Origin of the sequence: Aequorivita sinensis (assembly GCF_006346335.1) — a bacterium.
Lineage (GTDB): Bacteria > Bacteroidota > Bacteroidia > Flavobacteriales > Flavobacteriaceae > Aequorivita > Aequorivita sinensis.
Genome location: NZ_VDMC01000016.1, coordinates 1 through 16,856, shown reverse-complemented (window position 1 = coordinate 16,856; position 16,856 = coordinate 1). Strand labels below are relative to the sequence as shown.

At 34.4% G+C, this 16,856-nt stretch carries 16 protein-coding genes and 1 pseudogene; 2 read left to right on the top strand and 15 right to left on the bottom strand.

Going from position 1 to position 16,856, the window contains the following annotated elements; genetic code table 11:
* Nucleotides 1-208: 208 nt before the first annotated feature.
* From FHP04_RS12555 to FHP04_RS12545, 4 genes are read right to left on the bottom strand one after another with little or no spacing between them, the layout of a single operon-like run.
* Complete coding sequence (locus FHP04_RS12555) at nt 209-1,162, bottom strand: AAA family ATPase (protein ID WP_139856486.1); 954 nt, start codon at nt 1,160-1,162, stop codon at nt 209-211.
* A gap of 16 nt (nt 1,163-1,178) precedes the next feature.
* Nucleotides 1,179-2,612 (bottom strand): peptidylprolyl isomerase, encoded by a 1,434-nt coding sequence (locus FHP04_RS12550; RefSeq protein WP_179951788.1) that lies wholly within the window; start codon nt 2,610-2,612, stop codon nt 1,179-1,181.
* The gene (locus FHP04_RS14635; RefSeq protein WP_179951787.1) at nt 2,605-3,462 is read right to left on the bottom strand and encodes a peptidyl-prolyl cis-trans isomerase; all 858 of its coding nucleotides are present in this window, start codon (nt 3,460-3,462) and stop codon (nt 2,605-2,607) included. The genes FHP04_RS12550 and FHP04_RS14635 overlap by 8 nt, the downstream gene beginning before the upstream one ends.
* Entirely contained in the window at nt 3,459-5,414 is a 1,956-nt protein-coding gene (locus FHP04_RS12545; protein WP_139856485.1) for a peptidylprolyl isomerase, read from the bottom strand. The genes FHP04_RS14635 and FHP04_RS12545 overlap by 4 nt, the downstream gene beginning before the upstream one ends.
* A 233-nt stretch (nt 5,415-5,647) precedes the next feature.
* Between FHP04_RS12545 and FHP04_RS12540 the strand changes: the two genes are divergently transcribed.
* Both FHP04_RS12540 and FHP04_RS12535 read left to right on the top strand, forming a co-directional pair.
* Nucleotides 5,648-5,890, top strand: a complete 243-nt coding sequence (locus tag FHP04_RS12540; RefSeq protein WP_139856484.1) for a hypothetical protein — start codon at nt 5,648-5,650, stop codon at nt 5,888-5,890.
* A 116-nt stretch (nt 5,891-6,006) separates the two neighbouring features.
* On the top strand, nt 6,007-6,525 hold the full coding sequence (locus FHP04_RS12535) for an OmpH family outer membrane protein (protein WP_139856483.1): 519 nt from the start codon (nt 6,007-6,009) through the stop codon (nt 6,523-6,525).
* 174 nt (nt 6,526-6,699) lie between these two features.
* Here FHP04_RS12535 and guaB read toward each other — a convergent pair whose 3' ends face one another.
* From guaB to FHP04_RS12480, 11 genes and pseudogenes are all read right to left on the bottom strand, one after another.
* Entirely contained in the window at nt 6,700-8,172 is a 1,473-nt protein-coding gene (gene guaB, locus FHP04_RS12530) for an IMP dehydrogenase (RefSeq protein ID WP_139856482.1), read from the bottom strand.
* Nucleotides 8,173-8,341: 169 nt separating this feature from the next.
* Nucleotides 8,342-8,833, bottom strand: coding sequence for a hypothetical protein (locus FHP04_RS12525; RefSeq protein ID WP_139856481.1), 492 nt, complete (start codon nt 8,831-8,833; stop codon nt 8,342-8,344).
* Nucleotides 8,834-9,364 carry an FMN-binding protein gene (locus tag FHP04_RS12520; RefSeq protein WP_139856480.1) on the bottom strand — a complete coding sequence of 177 codons (531 nt, stop codon included), beginning with the start codon at nt 9,362-9,364 and terminating at the stop codon, nt 8,834-8,836.
* Between the two features lie 164 nt (nt 9,365-9,528).
* Nucleotides 9,529-10,707: a hypothetical protein gene (locus FHP04_RS12515; RefSeq protein WP_139856479.1), complete on the bottom strand. Its 1,179-nt coding sequence runs from the start codon at nt 10,705-10,707 to the stop codon at nt 9,529-9,531.
* Between the two features lie 169 nt (nt 10,708-10,876).
* Nucleotides 10,877-12,418, bottom strand: coding sequence for a bifunctional metallophosphatase/5'-nucleotidase (locus FHP04_RS12510; RefSeq protein WP_139856478.1), 1,542 nt, complete (start codon nt 12,416-12,418; stop codon nt 10,877-10,879).
* A gap of 81 nt (nt 12,419-12,499) precedes the next feature.
* The gene (locus FHP04_RS12505; protein WP_139856477.1) at nt 12,500-13,363 is read right to left on the bottom strand and encodes a hydroxymethylglutaryl-CoA lyase; all 864 of its coding nucleotides are present in this window, start codon (nt 13,361-13,363) and stop codon (nt 12,500-12,502) included.
* A 362-nt stretch (nt 13,364-13,725) separates the two neighbouring features.
* Nucleotides 13,726-14,133, bottom strand: coding sequence for a hypothetical protein (locus tag FHP04_RS12500; RefSeq protein ID WP_139856476.1), 408 nt, complete (start codon nt 14,131-14,133; stop codon nt 13,726-13,728).
* Between the two features lie 192 nt (nt 14,134-14,325).
* Nucleotides 14,326-14,634 (bottom strand): type II toxin-antitoxin system RelE/ParE family toxin, encoded by a 309-nt coding sequence (locus tag FHP04_RS12495; RefSeq protein WP_139856475.1) that lies wholly within the window; start codon nt 14,632-14,634, stop codon nt 14,326-14,328.
* Nucleotides 14,634-14,852 carry an addiction module protein gene (locus FHP04_RS12490; RefSeq protein WP_139856474.1) on the bottom strand — a complete coding sequence of 73 codons (219 nt, stop codon included), beginning with the start codon at nt 14,850-14,852 and terminating at the stop codon, nt 14,634-14,636. The genes FHP04_RS12495 and FHP04_RS12490 overlap by 1 nt, the downstream gene beginning before the upstream one ends.
* A 1,020-nt stretch (nt 14,853-15,872) precedes the next feature.
* Entirely contained in the window at nt 15,873-16,085 is a 213-nt protein-coding gene (locus FHP04_RS12485) for a hypothetical protein (protein ID WP_139856473.1), read from the bottom strand.
* Between the two features lie 3 nt (nt 16,086-16,088).
* Nucleotides 16,089-16,856 (bottom strand): annotated as a pseudogene (locus FHP04_RS12480) (hypothetical protein); the annotation flags it as partial.

Sequence of the window (16,856 nt, the reverse complement as noted above, 5' to 3'; positions counted from 1 at the left end):
TTAACGAAGTTGCTTCTTTAATGAATATAATTCACTTAAAACTAATATTAGTTGTCAAAAAATATCAATTCTTTAATTTTTAGCTACTAATAATGAGAATTTAAAAAAGAAAAGAGCAACTTAATAAGTGTCTAATTTTATTTCAACTAAAATTATTACTGTGAAAGACTTCACCCTATAATTCTAATGAAAAGATTAAAGCAAAGAATTAGAATAAACTTCTAATAATTTCTTCTATACTTAAGCCCTCAGCCTCTGCTTTATAATTTTTTATTAGTCGGTGTCTTAAGATTCCGATAGCAGCTTTCTGAACATCTTCAATGTCTGGAGAGTATTTTCCATTTAAAGCGGCATTCGATTTTGCTGCTAAAATTAGGTTTTGTGAAGCTCTAGGTCCTGCTCCCCAATCGACGTAATTTTTTACAATTTCAGGTGCAGACGGACTATTCGGTCTCGTTTTTCCAACTAGTCCAACAGCGTATTCAATAACGTTATCGGCAACAGGAATTCTTCTAATTAGCTGTTGAAAATCGATAATTTCTTGAGCTGTAAACAGTGCATTTACACTTTGGTTTACACCAGCGGTAGTTTGCTTTACAACTTCTACTTCCTCAGCAAATGAAGGGTATTCTAAGTTAATCGCAAACATAAAACGGTCTAATTGCGCTTCAGGTAAGGGATAGGTTCCTTCCTGTTCAATTGGGTTTTGTGTAGCGAGTACAAAATAAGGTAAATCTAATTTATAGTGATGTCCGGCCACAGTTACAGCGCGTTCTTGCATTGCTTCTAAAAGTGCTGCTTGTGTTTTCGGCGGAGTTCTATTAATCTCATCTGCAAGAATAATATTTGCAAATATTGGACCTTTGATAAACTTAAACTCACGGTCTTTATCCAATATTTCTGAACCTAGAATATCACTAGGCATTAAGTCTGGAGTAAATTGTATTCTTTTAAAGTTTAACCCAAGAGCTTCAGCAACAGTATTCACCAACAAGGTTTTTGCAAGCCCAGGAACACCGATAAGCAACGCATGACCGCCAGAAAATATGGAAAGCAATACTTGCTCTACCACTTCATCTTGACCTACTATTACTTTTTTAATTTCCTGCCTAAGGGCATTGTATTTTGAAACCAGTTGTTTTACGGCTGCTACGTCTGACATATTAAAAAATCATAAATTATTTTACCCAATCACCTGCGAAGTCACAATCTTGGTAATCTTCGTTGATGCTAATATAGGTACTTTTAATCTTTTCGTTCTGCCATTTGCTTATTACCTTGATTTGCTTTTCGCGTAATGCCAATTCTTTTATACGCTCGTAGTCTTTCGAATAGTCTGCAGTGTGTTCTTCAAAACGCTTGGTAACTGTAAGAATTTTCAAACTACTCTTACCTGTACGGTCACGATCTGTAAAAACTTTAGACACTTCACCGTCTTCAAGGTTGTACACCTTAGCACTAAGGGTAGGGTCCATTTTTGTTAAGTCGAATTTAGTATCGAAAGTAACTGGGTTTACTAATCGTCCTCCGTTATTGCGTGTTTCTTTATCGTCTGAATATTTTTGAGCTGCTTGAGCAAAAGTGATTTCTCCGGCTTCAATTTCAGCTCTAATTTCATCCATTCTTTTATGAGCTTCATCAATAGATTTTTGTGAAACTTCTGGGAATAATAAGATATGACGTACATCTACTTCTTGACCACGAATTTTTTCAACATAAAGAATATGATATCCAAATTCGGTTTCAAATGGCTCACTTACTTCTCCTTCTAACAATGAAAAAGCCTGATCTTTAAATTCTTTAGCCCAAGGTGAATCTCTTTTAACTCCTTCATATAGACCTCCTTTTGAAGCAGAACCTGGATCTTTAGAGTAAAGTACAGCCTTAGTAGAAAAACTTGCGTCGTTATCGATAATATCGGCACGCATAGCGTATAACTTAGCTATAACTTCATCTTTTGCTTGTTGCGTAATTTCAGGCTCAACTACTATTTGAGCAATTTCAATTTCAGCACTAAATACTGGACGCTCATCTTCTGGAATTGAAAAGAAGAATGTACGCACCTCTTCAGGAGTAATCTCAACTTTTTCAATTACCTTTTGCTGCATTAGGCTAGCTAATTTTATATTTTTATTTGCTTCAAAAAGCTCTCTTCTTAAATCTGCAATATTGTCTTTACGGTAATAAGCAGCAACTTTTTCTTCACTCCCTAGCTCCGAAACCATATACTGTAATTGCTGGTCTATCATCCCATTTATTTCGGCATCAGCAACCATAATACTGTCTTGTTTAGCTTGATGAGCATAAAGCTTGTCTTCCATTAGCTTCCCCATTAACTGGCAACGGCTCACATCTTCAACAGACATACCTTGCGACTTCATTTCAACATAAGCTTTATCTATATCGCTATCCAAAATAATGTGCTCGCCTACTACTGCGCTAACGCCTTCGGCTTTAAATCGTTTAAACGGTACTATTGTATCTTTTTTAAGAGCTTGACTCACTACAAGCGAATCGTTACTTTTTACAACTCCGCTGCTATCCGGCTCCAATACTGTTTGGCCGTAAATCATTGGTGTGCATAAAAGGAATAGTAATAAGAATTTATTCATTGGTGTAAATTTCAAAGTTTTTTGTTTCTATAGCGTCTTTAGTAATATCGGCTTCAAACTTTTTTATAAGTTCAAGCTTTCTTTTGTTGAGAATAATCTGCTTTAAAGTAGGTTTAATGTATGATAGTGGTGGTGTATCATTGGGATTGAGTACATCTTCAATTTTCACCAAATATACCCCCAAAGAATCTTGTAATTGTACAAAATTTGATTTTTTTAACACTTGCTCATTAATTCCTTTTAAAACAGGTAAAACATTGAGTAGCATTTGTTTTTTTATCCAAACCGAGTCATTAAAATTACTTGAAACAAATCTGTAATTTTCGGTAGTCAATGACTTTTTATCTTTTTTATCGTATCGTGATAATTTCTGTTTCACCTCTTGTACTCCATCGTATTCGGGAGGTAGATGTATGTACCTTAATTTTACCAATAAATCTTTTAGTCTAAAATTATCGATGTTTGTAGAGTAATAAATTCTATAATCCTCTTCAGTTATCACACTATCTATTTGTTTACCAACAACAGCTCCTTTATAGCTTTCGGTTAACAAATCGTTTTTGTATTCCTCAACCAATTTATCAAATTGCTGAAGCTTATCCGGTGATAAATTAATTTTAGCTTGTTCGATAAGCAATTGTTGAGTTGCCCAACGATTGATGTAATTATTGACAATTAAAATACTATCTTCTTTTGAAGAGTTTTCTGGAACTAAACTTTCAACTTCACTTAAATATAGGTAGTTGTCGTTAACTCTAGCTACAACGTTTTCCTCTGTTGGTTTTTCAAAGTAATTGCAGCCCGTGAAAACGGATGATAATATGAGAGAAAAAAGAATTGTTCTTATCACTTAAGCTCTTTTTTAATACGCTTTAAGGCTTTTTTATTTACTTGAATATTATACTTAGCACGTAAAGTTTTATTCCACTCCTGCTCTAAATGATTTTGATAATCACTTAAAACTCTACCTTTTACTTCATCTAAAGGCTTTATACTAGGAGCTAAGATATCTTTTACATTTACAACTATATACGAATCGTTACTCTCGTAAATATCCGACACACCCTTTTTAGCGGTAATTTTTTTAGGTAAATCATCAGCGTCAACTTCAAAAGTACCAGTTGAAGCTAATACCTTTACTTCTTCATTTTTATTTATTTCAGATTTTATTTCATCAATAGACTTGTTGTTTTTCAACATCGCTTGAATTTCTTGAGCTGCCTTCTTAGAAGTTGCCGAATAGATTTCAGCATCTAAGCGTTGTTTCCAAGTGTAATTGCTTTTTGTTTTATCATAAAACTCCTTCAGACCAACGGTATCAGTTTTAGCTTTTTGCCAGATATTTTTATTCATCACATCAAAAATCAAAAGCCCATTTCGGTATTCATCTAAAACAGCTGCATACGCTTCATTTTCATCTTCTAATTTGTCTTTAAAGTAATCTGTTAAACTTACGTTCATAAATTCTTCATATAAACTGTTTAATAAAAGAGTTTTATCTTTAAAAGCTCTAGTAGATTTTTGACGATAAGAAATATAAGTAGCAAAATCTGAATACTTTAAATCTTTATCACCAATTGTAAACAACACCTTATCGTCTTCTGGTTTTATCTCTTCACCTTCCCATCTTCTATTGAAGACATCTTTTGAAACATAATTATCAAAAAACGGCAAATAATCTACACCTTCTTTAAAACCATATTTATCTTTAATTTTCTTATTTACTGCGTGATATACTACTTTAGATCTATCGCCACCCTCTACTTTTTTATCAAGCGTTTCTTTTTGGCTTTCGTAGCTTTCTTCTGGAATAATATTTCTCAATTTGATGATATGCCATCCAAACTCAGATTTTACAGGCTTACTTAATTCACCTGGAGTTTTAAGTTTGTATGCAGCTGCTTCAAATTCTGGTGCCTTAAGATCGCCTCTAGTGAATGGCTTTAATTCGCCACCTTTATTTCCAGAACCCCTATCGTCTGAGTATTGTTTTGCCAAACTCTCAAAAGACTCCCCTTGCTCTAGAAGTTTATAAATTTCCTGAATACGCTCTTGAGGATCAAAATTGCGTTCTTTTCTTTTGTCGGAAATCATTATATGACTTACTTCAATTTTTGGAGCTCTTTCTCTTCTATCGTTTACTTTTATAAGGTGATACCCAAACTGAGTTCTAACTATATTTGAAATCTCTCCTGTTTTAGTATTGTAAGCTTCTGTTTCGAAAGGATAAACCATTTGGAAAACCGAGAAATAACCCAAATCTCCACCACTTACTGAAGCATTAGGCTCTTCAGAATATTTTTTGGCTAATTCGGTGAAATCTTCACCTTTTAAAGCGCGCTCGCGAATCTTCTTTAATTTGTTATAAGCAGCCAATGTATCTTGTGGCATTGCATCAAAATCAACAAGAATTAAAATGTGAGAAGCATTAATTTCTTCTTTACCTCTTTCGTAGGCTTCCTTAGACAATTCATCAGTAATTTGATCTTTTGCTAAATACTGTCTTGAAAGTTGATCGCGATATTGAGAAAGCTCTCTTACGTAGGATTGATCTTGATCTAAACCTTGTGCACGGGCTTCAGCAACTTTTAATTTATAATCTATAAATAACTCCAAGTAGCCGTCGACATCTTTTTGAGATTCGTCCTGAACAAGATCTAAGTTTTTCTTATAAACACGATTAAATTCTTTTACATAAACAGGAGAACCATCTATCGTTAGAAGTTCATCTTTTTTACTTTGTGCAAAAACTGTCGTCGCGCTTAAAAAAGCTAAAAGACATACGGTAAGAAATTTTCTCATTATTATTGAATTATTATTTTAAATGAAGTTATGCCTATACAAATATTTTGGCTTACAAATGTGCGAAAATAGCAAAAACCTACGTGAACTCACACCCAAAAGCAAACGAATTTATCGGCAATATAGTGTCTTCAATAATAAAATAATTACAAAAAACACTTAACTTGCATTGGTCTTAAAATTTAGATTTTAAATTTTAAAAAAAGTATTTGAGATCTATAAAAAACAAACGAATGAATGAAAGAGTAAAACTTATCTGGGATTTTCGCGGCCCTAACGCCGAACAAACAGCAAAACACCACACTATACATCTATCTGAATTTGCACAGATGGAAAATCTCAACAATCCAATAATAGGTCAAGAGGAACTTTCAAAAATGCATCACACGGCATATATGGTTGTTGATAAAGATTTAATGAATTCTTTGAGAGAAACACTAAAACCTACCCGTGGACAGTATTACGATGAAGCATAAGTGTTAATCCTGATACATTAAATTAAGATAAATTTAGCGTACTCTAATTCTATCATTTAGGGTTATTTGTAAATTTTATAGTAATATTGCCCTCTAAATAATTAATTATAAACGAGATGAAATTTTTAAAAATTGCCGTTTTCTTTATTAGTCTTTCCACTTTTGCACAAGGAAAAGTAGGTGCTGTAGACATAGAGTATATACTTTCAAAAATGCCAGAACTTACTTCTGTACAAACTGAAATGGAAACTTACGGAAAGTCTTTAGACGTAGATTTAAACAAAAAAATAGACGAATACAAAGCGCTTCTTGAAGAGTATAAAAAAGATGAAGCTACATTTTCAGCTGAAAAGAAGAAAGAAAAACAAACAGCTTTGCTAGCATTAGATAACGATATTCAAAAGTTTCAACAAAACGGGGCAAAACTTATGGAAATAAGGCGACAAGAAGCTTTAAAACCATTATACGCTAAAATAGGTCAAGCGCTAGAAAAAGTAGCTAAACAACAAGGCTATACTCAAGTAACTAGAGCAACGCAAGACATAGTATATTTAGACCCGGCTTACGACCTTACAGTTCCAATTTTATTAGAACTTGGAATTTCAGTAACTACTGAAGAAGCCGAAGGAAACTAAATTCTTTATTATATAAATTTTAAAAAGGTGAGGTCAATAACTTCACCTTTTTTTATTGATAATATTTTTGCAAGTATTTTTGGTCGCGTTGGAGTAATACCAAATAATATTAAAAACAAAAGACACTAGGGTTTGCTAGTGTCTTTTATTTTTAATTTATATATATTGAAAATATTATCTGCTATAGTTAGGAGCTTCTTTAGTAATAGTTACATCATGAGGATGGCTTTCTGTAACCCCTGAAGATGTTATTTTAACGAATTTTCCATTTTCTTTTAGAAACTCAACATCTTTTGCACCGCAATATCCCATACCAGCGCGAAGACCTCCAATAAACTGAGTCATACTTTCAACTAACTCACCTTTATATGGTACACGTCCTACAATTCCTTCTGGCACTAATTTTTTAATATCATCTTCTACATCTTGGAAGTAGCGGTCCTTACTACCTTGTTTCATAGCTTCCACAGAACCCATTCCTCGGTATGACTTGTACTTTCTTCCTTCGTAGATAATTGTTTCCCCTGGAGATTCTTTAGTTCCTGCTAATAGCGAACCTAACATTACAGAATCTGCACCGGCAGCCAATGCTTTAGGAATATCGCCTGTATAACGTATTCCACCATCTGCAATTACAGGTACACCTGTTCCTTTTAAAGCTGCAGCAACCTCTAAAACTGCTGAAAACTGTGGAAAACCAACTCCTGCAACTACTCTTGTAGTACATATTGAACCTGGTCCGATACCAACTTTTACAGCGTCTGCCCCTGCCTCAACTAAGTACAATGCAGCTTCTGGCGTTGCAATGTTTCCAACTACTACATCTAAATCTGGAAACTTTTCTTTTACTTTTTTCAAAACATCCACCACACCTTTTGTATGCCCGTGAGCTGTATCGATAATTACAGCATCAACTTGAGCATTTACCAAAGCTTCTGCTCTATCTACTGCATCAGGAGTTACACCTAAAGCTGCTGCTACGCGAAGTCTTCCGTATTGATCTTTATTAGCACTTGGTTTTTGGGTAAGTTTTGTTATATCTCTAAAGGTGATTAACCCTAAAAGTTTTCCTGAATCATCTACAACAGGAAGCTTTTCAATTTTGTTTTGCTGAAGAATTATCTCTGCTTGTTTTAGTGAAGTTCCTTGCGCAACTGTCACTAAATTTTCTGAGGTCATAACTTCAGATAACGGACGTTTCAAGTCTTTTTCAAAACGCAAATCACGATTTGTTACTATTCCGATAAGTAATCCTGCTTCATCAGTAATAGGTATCCCACCAATACTGTATTCACGCATTGTTTTTTGAGCATCTCCTACGGTATTTTCTTTTTGAAGCGTAACTGGATCTATAATCATTCCGCTTTCCGCACGCTTAACTTTTCTTACTTCGGCAGCCTGCTGCTCAATGGTCATATTTTTATGAAGAACACCAATTCCTCCCTCTCTAGCCATAGCAATTGCCATAGCGCTTTCAGTAACGGTATCCATAGCTGCAGAAACTATTGGAACGTTAAGTGTAATATTTCTAGAAAATTTGGTGGTTATTGAAACCTCACGAGGTAAAACTTCAGAATATGCGGGCACTAAAAGTACGTCGTCATAAGTAAGGCCTTCTCCAAGAATTTTGTTGTTGTGTGCAGTCATTGCAATTAATTTAATTTCCGAGGCTAAACTGAAGTGACAGAATCGGAATGTAGTTATGTTTTAATTGCGTGCAAATATACGGTAAAATAATTAAAATTTATTATTTCTGAAATCTTTTATGACATCAAATTTAGCATTGCGATACGCTCAAAATTTCGAAAAAATAAGGTTATTTTTTAGACACAAATAATTGCATCAAAATGGCTACCGCGGCAATTATATAAACCAAAGTCATTAAGGTGCCCGATAACATCACAATCCATTTCATCCACAACATACCTTTCCACATAAAATATATCCCTCCAAAAGTTAAAATGATAGAAACAAAAGGTTCAATCATTAAAAATGATTTCAATTTTACAGGCAAGGAGGTTATAGCAACCAAAACACCTAATATTAAGAATATAAATGAAATAGATAATATATGCGTGTGTAATATAGTAAGCATCTCACGCTCACTTTTTTTAAATTTCATCACAGCTGCATCTTCAACATCCTCATTACCGAGGTAGTTTTCTACAAGTCCCTTAGTATCTGTAGAATCTGTTTGACGAACAAAATTTAAACCTGTGAAATATCCTACGCTTAATACAATAACAAAAGCTGCTATAAATTGTTTTACGTATCGAGGAAGATTATGAATTTGGCCGTGAAGTTGCATTTAGAGTTTTATAGATTTTTGAAGAATTGCTATACTTTTTAATAAAGAATTTATTTCGGTAGTTAACGATTTAACCGAAATTGTAGCTCCACTTATTGGAATAATATTACGGTTGTAAACAAGTTCTTCTGTTGTTGGCGATGCCCCAATAAACTGCTTCAACCATCTTTTACTGCTAATTTCCCCTCCGTGTTCTTCGCGATAAATAAGCACTTTACTTTTAGTTACAACGAAGTTTTTATCAAATAAAACTAGATAATCAAAAGTAGCCGTTTTACTTGGTGCGTTACCTATATATCCATATCCTAGAAATTTACCTCCAGATAGAATTTTAAAAAGGTTTTCATTACCAAACTCCGACATTGTTTTAGCATTTAAATCCTTTGAAACAGCAATTGTTTCTTTTGCAAAATTTTCTGTATTGTAAAATTTTGCAATTTCCTTATCTGCTTTACGTTCCACATTCTCAGGAATTGAAAAAGCAACCGAAGTTAACGCTATAACAAATAAAATAAACGACCTTAATATCATCAGTTTAATATTATTAATTTAAAGAAAACAATACCCTTGCTCTTTATATTTAGTTTGGTTGAGTTTCAACCGATTTTCCCTTAGAAAATTAGTAAAGAGCAAAGGTATCGAATTCAAATTCTTATGTTGAAATTAATTTAATAAATACTTAGTTCCTATAGGTTTTAGAACCAAACGCCAATTCCAAAATTAAGTTGATTCTTAACGTCAGCTCCATCAACTGCATTATCTTTTATTTGATAATCTCCTTTTACAACTACACCATTTGCAATGTGATAGGATAGGCCTGCAGTTATATCTTGACGGTTATATGCATCATTTCTCACCAAAATACCTTCTGTGCTAGCGTGAGTATCATAATGTTCGTAACGAGCAAAAGCATATAATTTTTGTTTAGCAGTCATAGGTAGTAAATTATAAGCACCTTCTACGTAATATCCCATAAGAGCACTTCCTAAATCTTTACCTGTAAGTGCGTTGTATTTATCGGTATCTGAAAGCGATGCATACACAAACTCTCCGCGTGCAGTAAACTTACGGAAGGCGTAACGAACATCAAATCCAACCATAGAGATACCGATGTTTGCACCATCTAAATCCTCAACCTTATCATCTGCCTGCGTTTTACCAAAATATCCCGCTAAGCCGAAACGCAATCCAGGAATACCGTAATAATCAACTTTTGCCGATAGTGTTGGGCTATCTACAGTAGACTTAATTCCTTTTTGACGACCACCTCTAAGACCGTCCTTACCTTTTAAAAATCCTTTTACACCGCCATCACTATCGAAGGCTGTAGATTTAAAACCATTAAATACATAAGCCTGATATCCTAGTGAATATTCAGGTATACGCCCAGTTACTCCAACCCCTAGTTCACGCCAAGTAGTAGGTACTATATCGTGATCTACTGCAGGTCTGCTTGTTCCATTAAAGGTAGTAGGCTCGTGAAATTCGTTGATAATTCCCATTGGAACTAACATAAGTCCTCCACGTAAATTAACATTATTGCTAATTGCATAATTTACGAAAGCTTGCTCCACATAGATTTCTTCCACATGTTCAACTTCTATTTCCGTGATAAACTGTGTTTTTTCATCAAACTTGTACCCTAAAAGGAGTACTAGTCGATGAACATCTAAGGTTCCGTTGTCGCCCTCTGGCTGATTGTATACCATTTCACCATATCCCCCAATAGTAACAGCACCTCCAGAATTACCTGAAAGGATTCGTTGTGAAGCGTTTTCTTTCTGTTCCGAATTTGTAGGAATAGAATCTTGAACTGTTTGTGCAAAGGATATTGTGGAAAAAAATAAAAATACGATTGAAGTAATTGCTTTCATCAAATATTATTTAGACTGAATTAAAATAGATTAAAATTTCAGCCGCAAAAATAAATGAGAAAATAAAACCTCGCAAAATTATTTAGAACTAATTTAAATAAGTTTATAAAAAAGATTTTCCTTAAAGGAAGAACTTGGAAAGACTTCTAATTAGCTTATTTAGAAATAGTTATTTTTTAGATTTTAAATAAGACACGATAGCTTTGCGAATATCTGCTGCATTTTCTTTTTCAGAAGGGGTATAAACTTTTAATACTCTGTTATTTTCTTGCGTTAAAAATGGAATATCTAGCCCTTTCATAAGAAAATCACTTATGGCGATTGTGTAACGGTATTTAGGATTGATAGGAGCCCCTTGTACTAACCATGTACCCTTTGAATTTTGAGTAAAGTTATGTCTTTGCAAATAAGCACCTGAACCTTTTTGATTATTTCCGTACTCTAATACTTCAATTAGTAAACTTCCTCTAAGCTGAACTTTTAATACACTCCCTCCAAAAGGTAGCACTCTAAAAATGTCTGTACTAGTAATATTTCCCTGCAAATTATCATCTATACGTATTGAGCCTCCGTTAACAATTGCACCCGCTACTTTATTATTATACGCATGTGCCATCGACTTTGTTATTATATTTCCTAGGTTGGTTTGCTTACTCCTATTTGCATCATCTGTCCCATCAAGTATTTCATCAGCTTTAAAAATAACATCGTGAGGAGAATCAACAACTTCCTTTAATTTATTATCCAACAATTCTTCCCATTTTTTCACCACTCGCTCTACTTTAGGAGCCGATGGCACATCGCTGCCTACAAAAACCAATTCAGAAGCTACAGATAGCATTTTCGTTCTTAGATTGTAAATAAGAGTGTGGACATATAATGTTTTTGCATTTGCATCTGCCTTAGTAATAATTGTCCTACCTTCTTTTAACAACATATTAAAATGTTCATGACCTCCCATTATTAGTGGTAAATTCCTTAAAAGTCTGGCTATTTCTAAATCTTCTTCAATAGACACATGTGTTAAGCCAACCACAAAATCTGATTTTTGTATTGCTTCTTTATACGCTCTTTTAGAACTCTCATAAATATTTTCATAGGACACGTAATCTTTCGGATTTGAAGGTAAGGTAACGCCAAAAACAGCAAATTGAATTTGATTTCCTTCTTCATCATGCGCCGGAAATGTTACATAGTCGGAAATTGGTGCATTAGTATACTCCAATTTTGTTGTAAACGGACTTACTTTTTCTTCTGTAGCATGCCGTACATTTGCTGATGTCCATTTAAACTTCGATTCATCCAATCTTTTTTGTAATTCCGATTCACTTAAATCGAATTCATGGTTTCCAAAAGTCACCAAATCTATTTCCATAGCATTTAGTACATCCACCATATGTTTTCCCTTTATCGCTTCCCCTTCGTGTTTTAAAGTACCCAATAGAGAAGGGTTGAGAAAATCGCCGGCTAGAAACATAAATGTATTAGGAAAATCCTTTTTGATAGAATCGCGTATATATGCTACTCTTGCCAACCCACCATACTCACCACCGTTCAGTGGAGAAATCTCGTAAACATCGTTAATTTGAATAAATTTTAAGGTAACAGCACCCGCACCTTGTATAGGATCTTCCTTTGGAATTGAGTTAATTATTGAACACCCAGAGCAAAGAATCGCAAGAAGAAAAGAAAATAGTAAAGTTTTTTTCATCTGTAATAAATATTAAATTAAAATGTAAAAAGCTTTAGCTTAACAAATTACAATAATTCAGTTTAAATTAAGCTTTATTTATTAATGATATTTAGTAAAAATTTTAGTAGCTTCATTATATGCGCTTTCAAAAGACATAGGATTTATGTTACTCGAAATCTTTTCAGTTGTAAAATAACTTAACATTTTTTCGGTAGGCATATTTCCTGTTAACTCATCTTTTGCCATGGGGCAACCACCAAAGCCTTGAATAGCACCATCAAACCTTCTGCAGCCAGCCTCAAAAGCCGAGCTTATTTTTTCGTGCCATGCATTTGGGGTAGTATGCAAATGAGCACCAAATTCAATGTGAGGATATTTAGGGATCAAGTTACTAAATAAATATGAAATAATTTCAGGTGTAGAAGAACCAACTGTATCACTTAACGATAAAATCTTAACACCCATAGCAGAAAGCTTCTCTGTCCACTCTCCTACTATCTCGACATTCCAGGGATCGCCATAAGGATTTCCGAAGCCCATAGACAAATAGGCAACAACTTCTTTGTTATTTTTATGAGCTAAATTTAGAATCTCACCTAACAATACTATCGACTCATCAATTGTTTTATGGGTATTGCGCATCTGAAAATTTTCAGATATCGAAAAAGGATACCCTAAATACTGAATTTCCGGATGTTTTACAGCATCTTCTGCCCCGCGTAGATTTGCGATAATTGCTAACAATTTACTATTTGTAGTAGATAGATCTAACTGTGAAAGCACCGCCGCTGTATCCTTCATTTGCGGAATCGCCTTTGGCGAAACAAAGCTTCCAAAATCTATAGTATCGAAACCACAGCGCAATAGTGATTGTATATACTTCACTTTTAGCTCGGTGGGAATCCATTCTTTGATGCCTTGCATAGCATCGCGCGGACATTCTATTATTTTTACTTCTTGCATTGGTCCAAAGATAGCTTTTGAATAAGTAAAAACGAAATTAGGAAAGCGAAAAAATGATAAATGAAAGAATCATGAAGGGTTTTTAATAAGTAGGTTGACTTCTTCCCACTACCATACGAAACGAAATTCGAAGGAGTCAATCCTCTCGTGTGGTTTCCTGAAGTTCAATAACAGCTCAACTCAGCAACCAAAATACTGAAAAACTATAAAATCTCTATTTTTTGCTTTCCAAAAAGAAACGGAATGTAGCTTCCAGATGGAATTTTAAGAAGGTGGAAAACCACGCGATATAATCGCGCAGGAGCGGAGGTTTTACGCTTCTTATAAAGTTCCAATTTTATATCTAAATTACCACTATAAATCTAATTTTTAAGACCTTTAAATCCCTGCCTCAATCCAAAAAAGGCCACAAATACCAATAGAATACTTAACAAAAAATCGCCAGATTCATATTCTCCCTCAAACAATAAACGCGATCTTGTTTTATTGGTCAACATTTTAATTTCCTCCTTTTCAGAAATTAATTGACACAGCTCCAAATCAATATCTTTTACAAAGATCTTGTTATTATATTTTAGCTTACAATGTCTTAATCTATAATTTATGGTCGCACAATTTTCAGGACAGTATACAACTTCTGCAATTACTTCATAACCTTCTGAATCTATCTTTCTTTTCTCATTTGTTTTCCAGAAACCTATAAATGAAACTAGCAATATCAACACACTTAATCCTATCAGTATTTTATTTTTGTTCTTAAATTTCGTCATCAGAATAAAAGCTATAGGATTATTTTAATTATTTGGATAGTTATTTAATTTAAAATTTGATAGGAGCCCCCCGCTGGTGCGCGATTGCATCGCGTTCCTTGCACAATTTTAATTAATAACTCCCAATTCAACCATAATACCGAAAAACTATAAGATTCGTGGAACAAAGCAGACTTTACTGGCTATTGAATTTTATTCAGACATTCTGTTTCTGATAATCTCTGGATTTCTACTTGTGTGCAGTAGTCCAAATACTACAATCCTTTTTTGTGCTTCATCCAATAAATAATATATAGCGTAGGGAAAGCGAATTACCAACGACTGACGTAGTTCTTTATACTTTCTTTGGTAGTGTTCTGGATATTTGCCGATGTAGTTAATTTCCTTATTGACCGCTACTTTAAATTCTTCACCCAATGCTTTGTTTTTATCACTGTACCATTTCTTAGCTTTTCGTAGGTCGTTCTGAACAATTGGTAGTAATTTTATCTCATAATCCATTACCAATCCCGTTTTACCTCTTCCCAGTCCAGAACATCTTCAGGATTGTCTTTAAAGCTTTTCAATCGGCTATCAAGTTCCTTTTTATGAGCTTTTGATATTTCTAGTTGTTCTTCTATTTCTTGTTTCAAAACACGTTCCAAAGCAGTCATAACTTTTTCTTTATCGATCTTAAAGAGTTCTTGTATAAAATTGTATTTGCGTGTTTTTAAATCCATAATGATAATTTTATTCAGTGTAGTAAAGATACAATTTGTGATTCATATTTTAGCTTATTAATGCGATCACAATTTATATTGCATAATTTTCGACTTTCACGGCTGGTGCGCTCCCGAAGCTTAGGGAGTATCGCGTTCCTCGCACAATTTTAATTAATCTTTCAATTCTCCTTTCAGCCATAATACTGAAACACCACAATATCTTCCAAAAATCCGTTTTCGTCTACACAGCTTACAAAATAAAGACCTTCTGGATTATGGAACCTGCCAGTACGCAGGCTGGTTTATAATTGCGACTCAAATTTTAAAGATATTATTTTTTCTAAATATCAGGAAAATAAAGGCTGAAAATAAAATCGAGACAAGAAAAAGCTAGTACTGTCACTACATTAAAGCTTGGGAGACCACGCGATGCAATCGCGAGGGAGCGGGGGACTTCTCCCCGCTACTGCACGAAATGAAATTCGACTGAGTAAATCCTCTCGTGTGGTTTCCTGAAGTTCAATAACAGCTCAACTCAGCAACCAAAATACTGAAAAACTATAAAATCTCTATTTTTTGCTTTCCAAAAAGAAACGGTACCTAGCTTCGAGATTGAATTTTAAGAAGGTGGAAAACCACGCGATACAATCGCGCGGGAGCGGGGGTTAAAAAGGACACTACAAAGGTTTTGCACTACAACCCACGTTTCTACAACATACAGCCGTGCCATTGCCCGATACTGCCTAAAATAAACACCCTAAAAGTTATGAAAGATAGCTTGCCAGCGGTTACAGCTCTGTACAGGAAAAGGCAAAAAAGAACCGTCACGGTGGGCGGTTGATATAAAGTATGCTTAAACTTTACTTAAAGAGCAGATAATTAATAAACCTAATAGCGAATATTGATATTCCTATCAAAACAAATATCCACCAGTATTTTTTTAAACTTTCATTTTGCTTGTGGTTCGAGAACTTAAGTATTAACCCAAATAATATTGCAAATAAGGGGATAAGTAATTTGTAAACTAAATTCATAAGGCTATGAGGTTGCATCTAGAGATTTTAAAAAGAAAAATACTGTTGTAATAATTCCTAATAGAATACAAGCAACTATTGTGGTTAGTGGAGTAATCTCCGAAGCACCAATCTTTTTGCTTTTATATCTTTCCTTTCTTTTTTTTAACCAAAATTTAAGGTCATAAAGCTGATATACAGTAAATACCAGAGCAATAGAACCTAACAAAATATTCATAAATTATTTTTTATTCTTAAACTCTTCATAACCTCTTTCAACTAATATTGGCTTTACAGTATTGAAGTTCGTTCTAATTATATGGATACCGTTTGATATTTCATCGGACATATCCGGAGTAGGGCCTGGAATTAACCTGTCAACAGCCTTGTTGACAGCACTCGCACCAATAATAAAACCAGCGTCCTCGGCCGCAGCCCCATGATCTTCTGTCAATAAATTAACTCCGAATTCTAAAAGAGAGCCAAAAAGGCTAACGCCGTTTCCTATACCTGCAAGGGCAGCCCCTGGCGCAGCTCCTACACCAGCTACTGCTGATCCTACAATTGCCGCACCGTAACCTGTCATCGCAATCCCATCTCCTGTGTTCTGTAGATTTTCGGAAGCAGAAAGTAAATTAGTCTTATTGTGGTTTACCCAAGTTCGAGTTTCTTCTAGAAAACTGCCATTGGATTGGATGAAGGATCCCGAGGTTCCAACGGCCAATTTATCACCTTTACCATAAGTTTTTCCAGTAGTATTATCAGTAAAAACACCTTTATCTTGAAGAGCGTATCCTTTTCCCACCGCTACATCGGTAGATTTCCCTAAATTCCAATATCCTGTCTTTTCAGAAGAACCATCATGCCATTCATAATTACCATTGTCTAAATTTAAATACCAATCTTCAGGTGCCATCCCATCAGGATCAATAAAATATATAGGATTATTAAAAGCATAATTATAAGGCGAGTACCTTCTCATTTCCTCCGCCAATGGGTCAACGTTCAT

Coding starts and splice junctions, on each gene's coding strand:
- FHP04_RS12555 (WP_139856486.1), bottom strand. CDS start 1,162: ATGTCAGACGTAGCAGCCGTAAAACAACTGGTTTCAAAATACAATGCC.
- FHP04_RS12550 (WP_179951788.1), bottom strand. CDS start 2,612: ATGAATAAATTCTTATTACTATTCCTTTTATGCACACCAATGATTTAC.
- FHP04_RS12545 (WP_139856485.1), bottom strand. CDS start 5,414: ATGAGAAAATTTCTTACCGTATGTCTTTTAGCTTTTTTAAGCGCGACG.
- FHP04_RS12540 (WP_139856484.1), top strand. CDS start 5,648: ATGAATGAAAGAGTAAAACTTATCTGGGATTTTCGCGGCCCTAACGCC.
- FHP04_RS12535 (WP_139856483.1), top strand. CDS start 6,007: ATGAAATTTTTAAAAATTGCCGTTTTCTTTATTAGTCTTTCCACTTTT.
- guaB (WP_139856482.1), bottom strand. CDS start 8,172: ATGACTGCACACAACAACAAAATTCTTGGAGAAGGCCTTACTTATGAC.
- FHP04_RS12525 (WP_139856481.1), bottom strand. CDS start 8,833: ATGCAACTTCACGGCCAAATTCATAATCTTCCTCGATACGTAAAACAA.
- FHP04_RS12520 (WP_139856480.1), bottom strand. CDS start 9,364: ATGATATTAAGGTCGTTTATTTTATTTGTTATAGCGTTAACTTCGGTT.
- FHP04_RS12515 (WP_139856479.1), bottom strand. CDS start 10,707: ATGAAAGCAATTACTTCAATCGTATTTTTATTTTTTTCCACAATATCC.
- FHP04_RS12510 (WP_139856478.1), bottom strand. CDS start 12,418: ATGAAAAAAACTTTACTATTTTCTTTTCTTCTTGCGATTCTTTGCTCT.
- FHP04_RS12505 (WP_139856477.1), bottom strand. CDS start 13,363: ATGCAAGAAGTAAAAATAATAGAATGTCCGCGCGATGCTATGCAAGGC.
- FHP04_RS12500 (WP_139856476.1), bottom strand. CDS start 14,133: ATGACGAAATTTAAGAACAAAAATAAAATACTGATAGGATTAAGTGTG.
- FHP04_RS12495 (WP_139856475.1), bottom strand. CDS start 14,634: ATGGATTATGAGATAAAATTACTACCAATTGTTCAGAACGACCTACGA.
- FHP04_RS12490 (WP_139856474.1), bottom strand. CDS start 14,852: ATGGATTTAAAAACACGCAAATACAATTTTATACAAGAACTCTTTAAG.
- FHP04_RS12485 (WP_139856473.1), bottom strand. CDS start 16,085: ATGAATATTTTGTTAGGTTCTATTGCTCTGGTATTTACTGTATATCAG.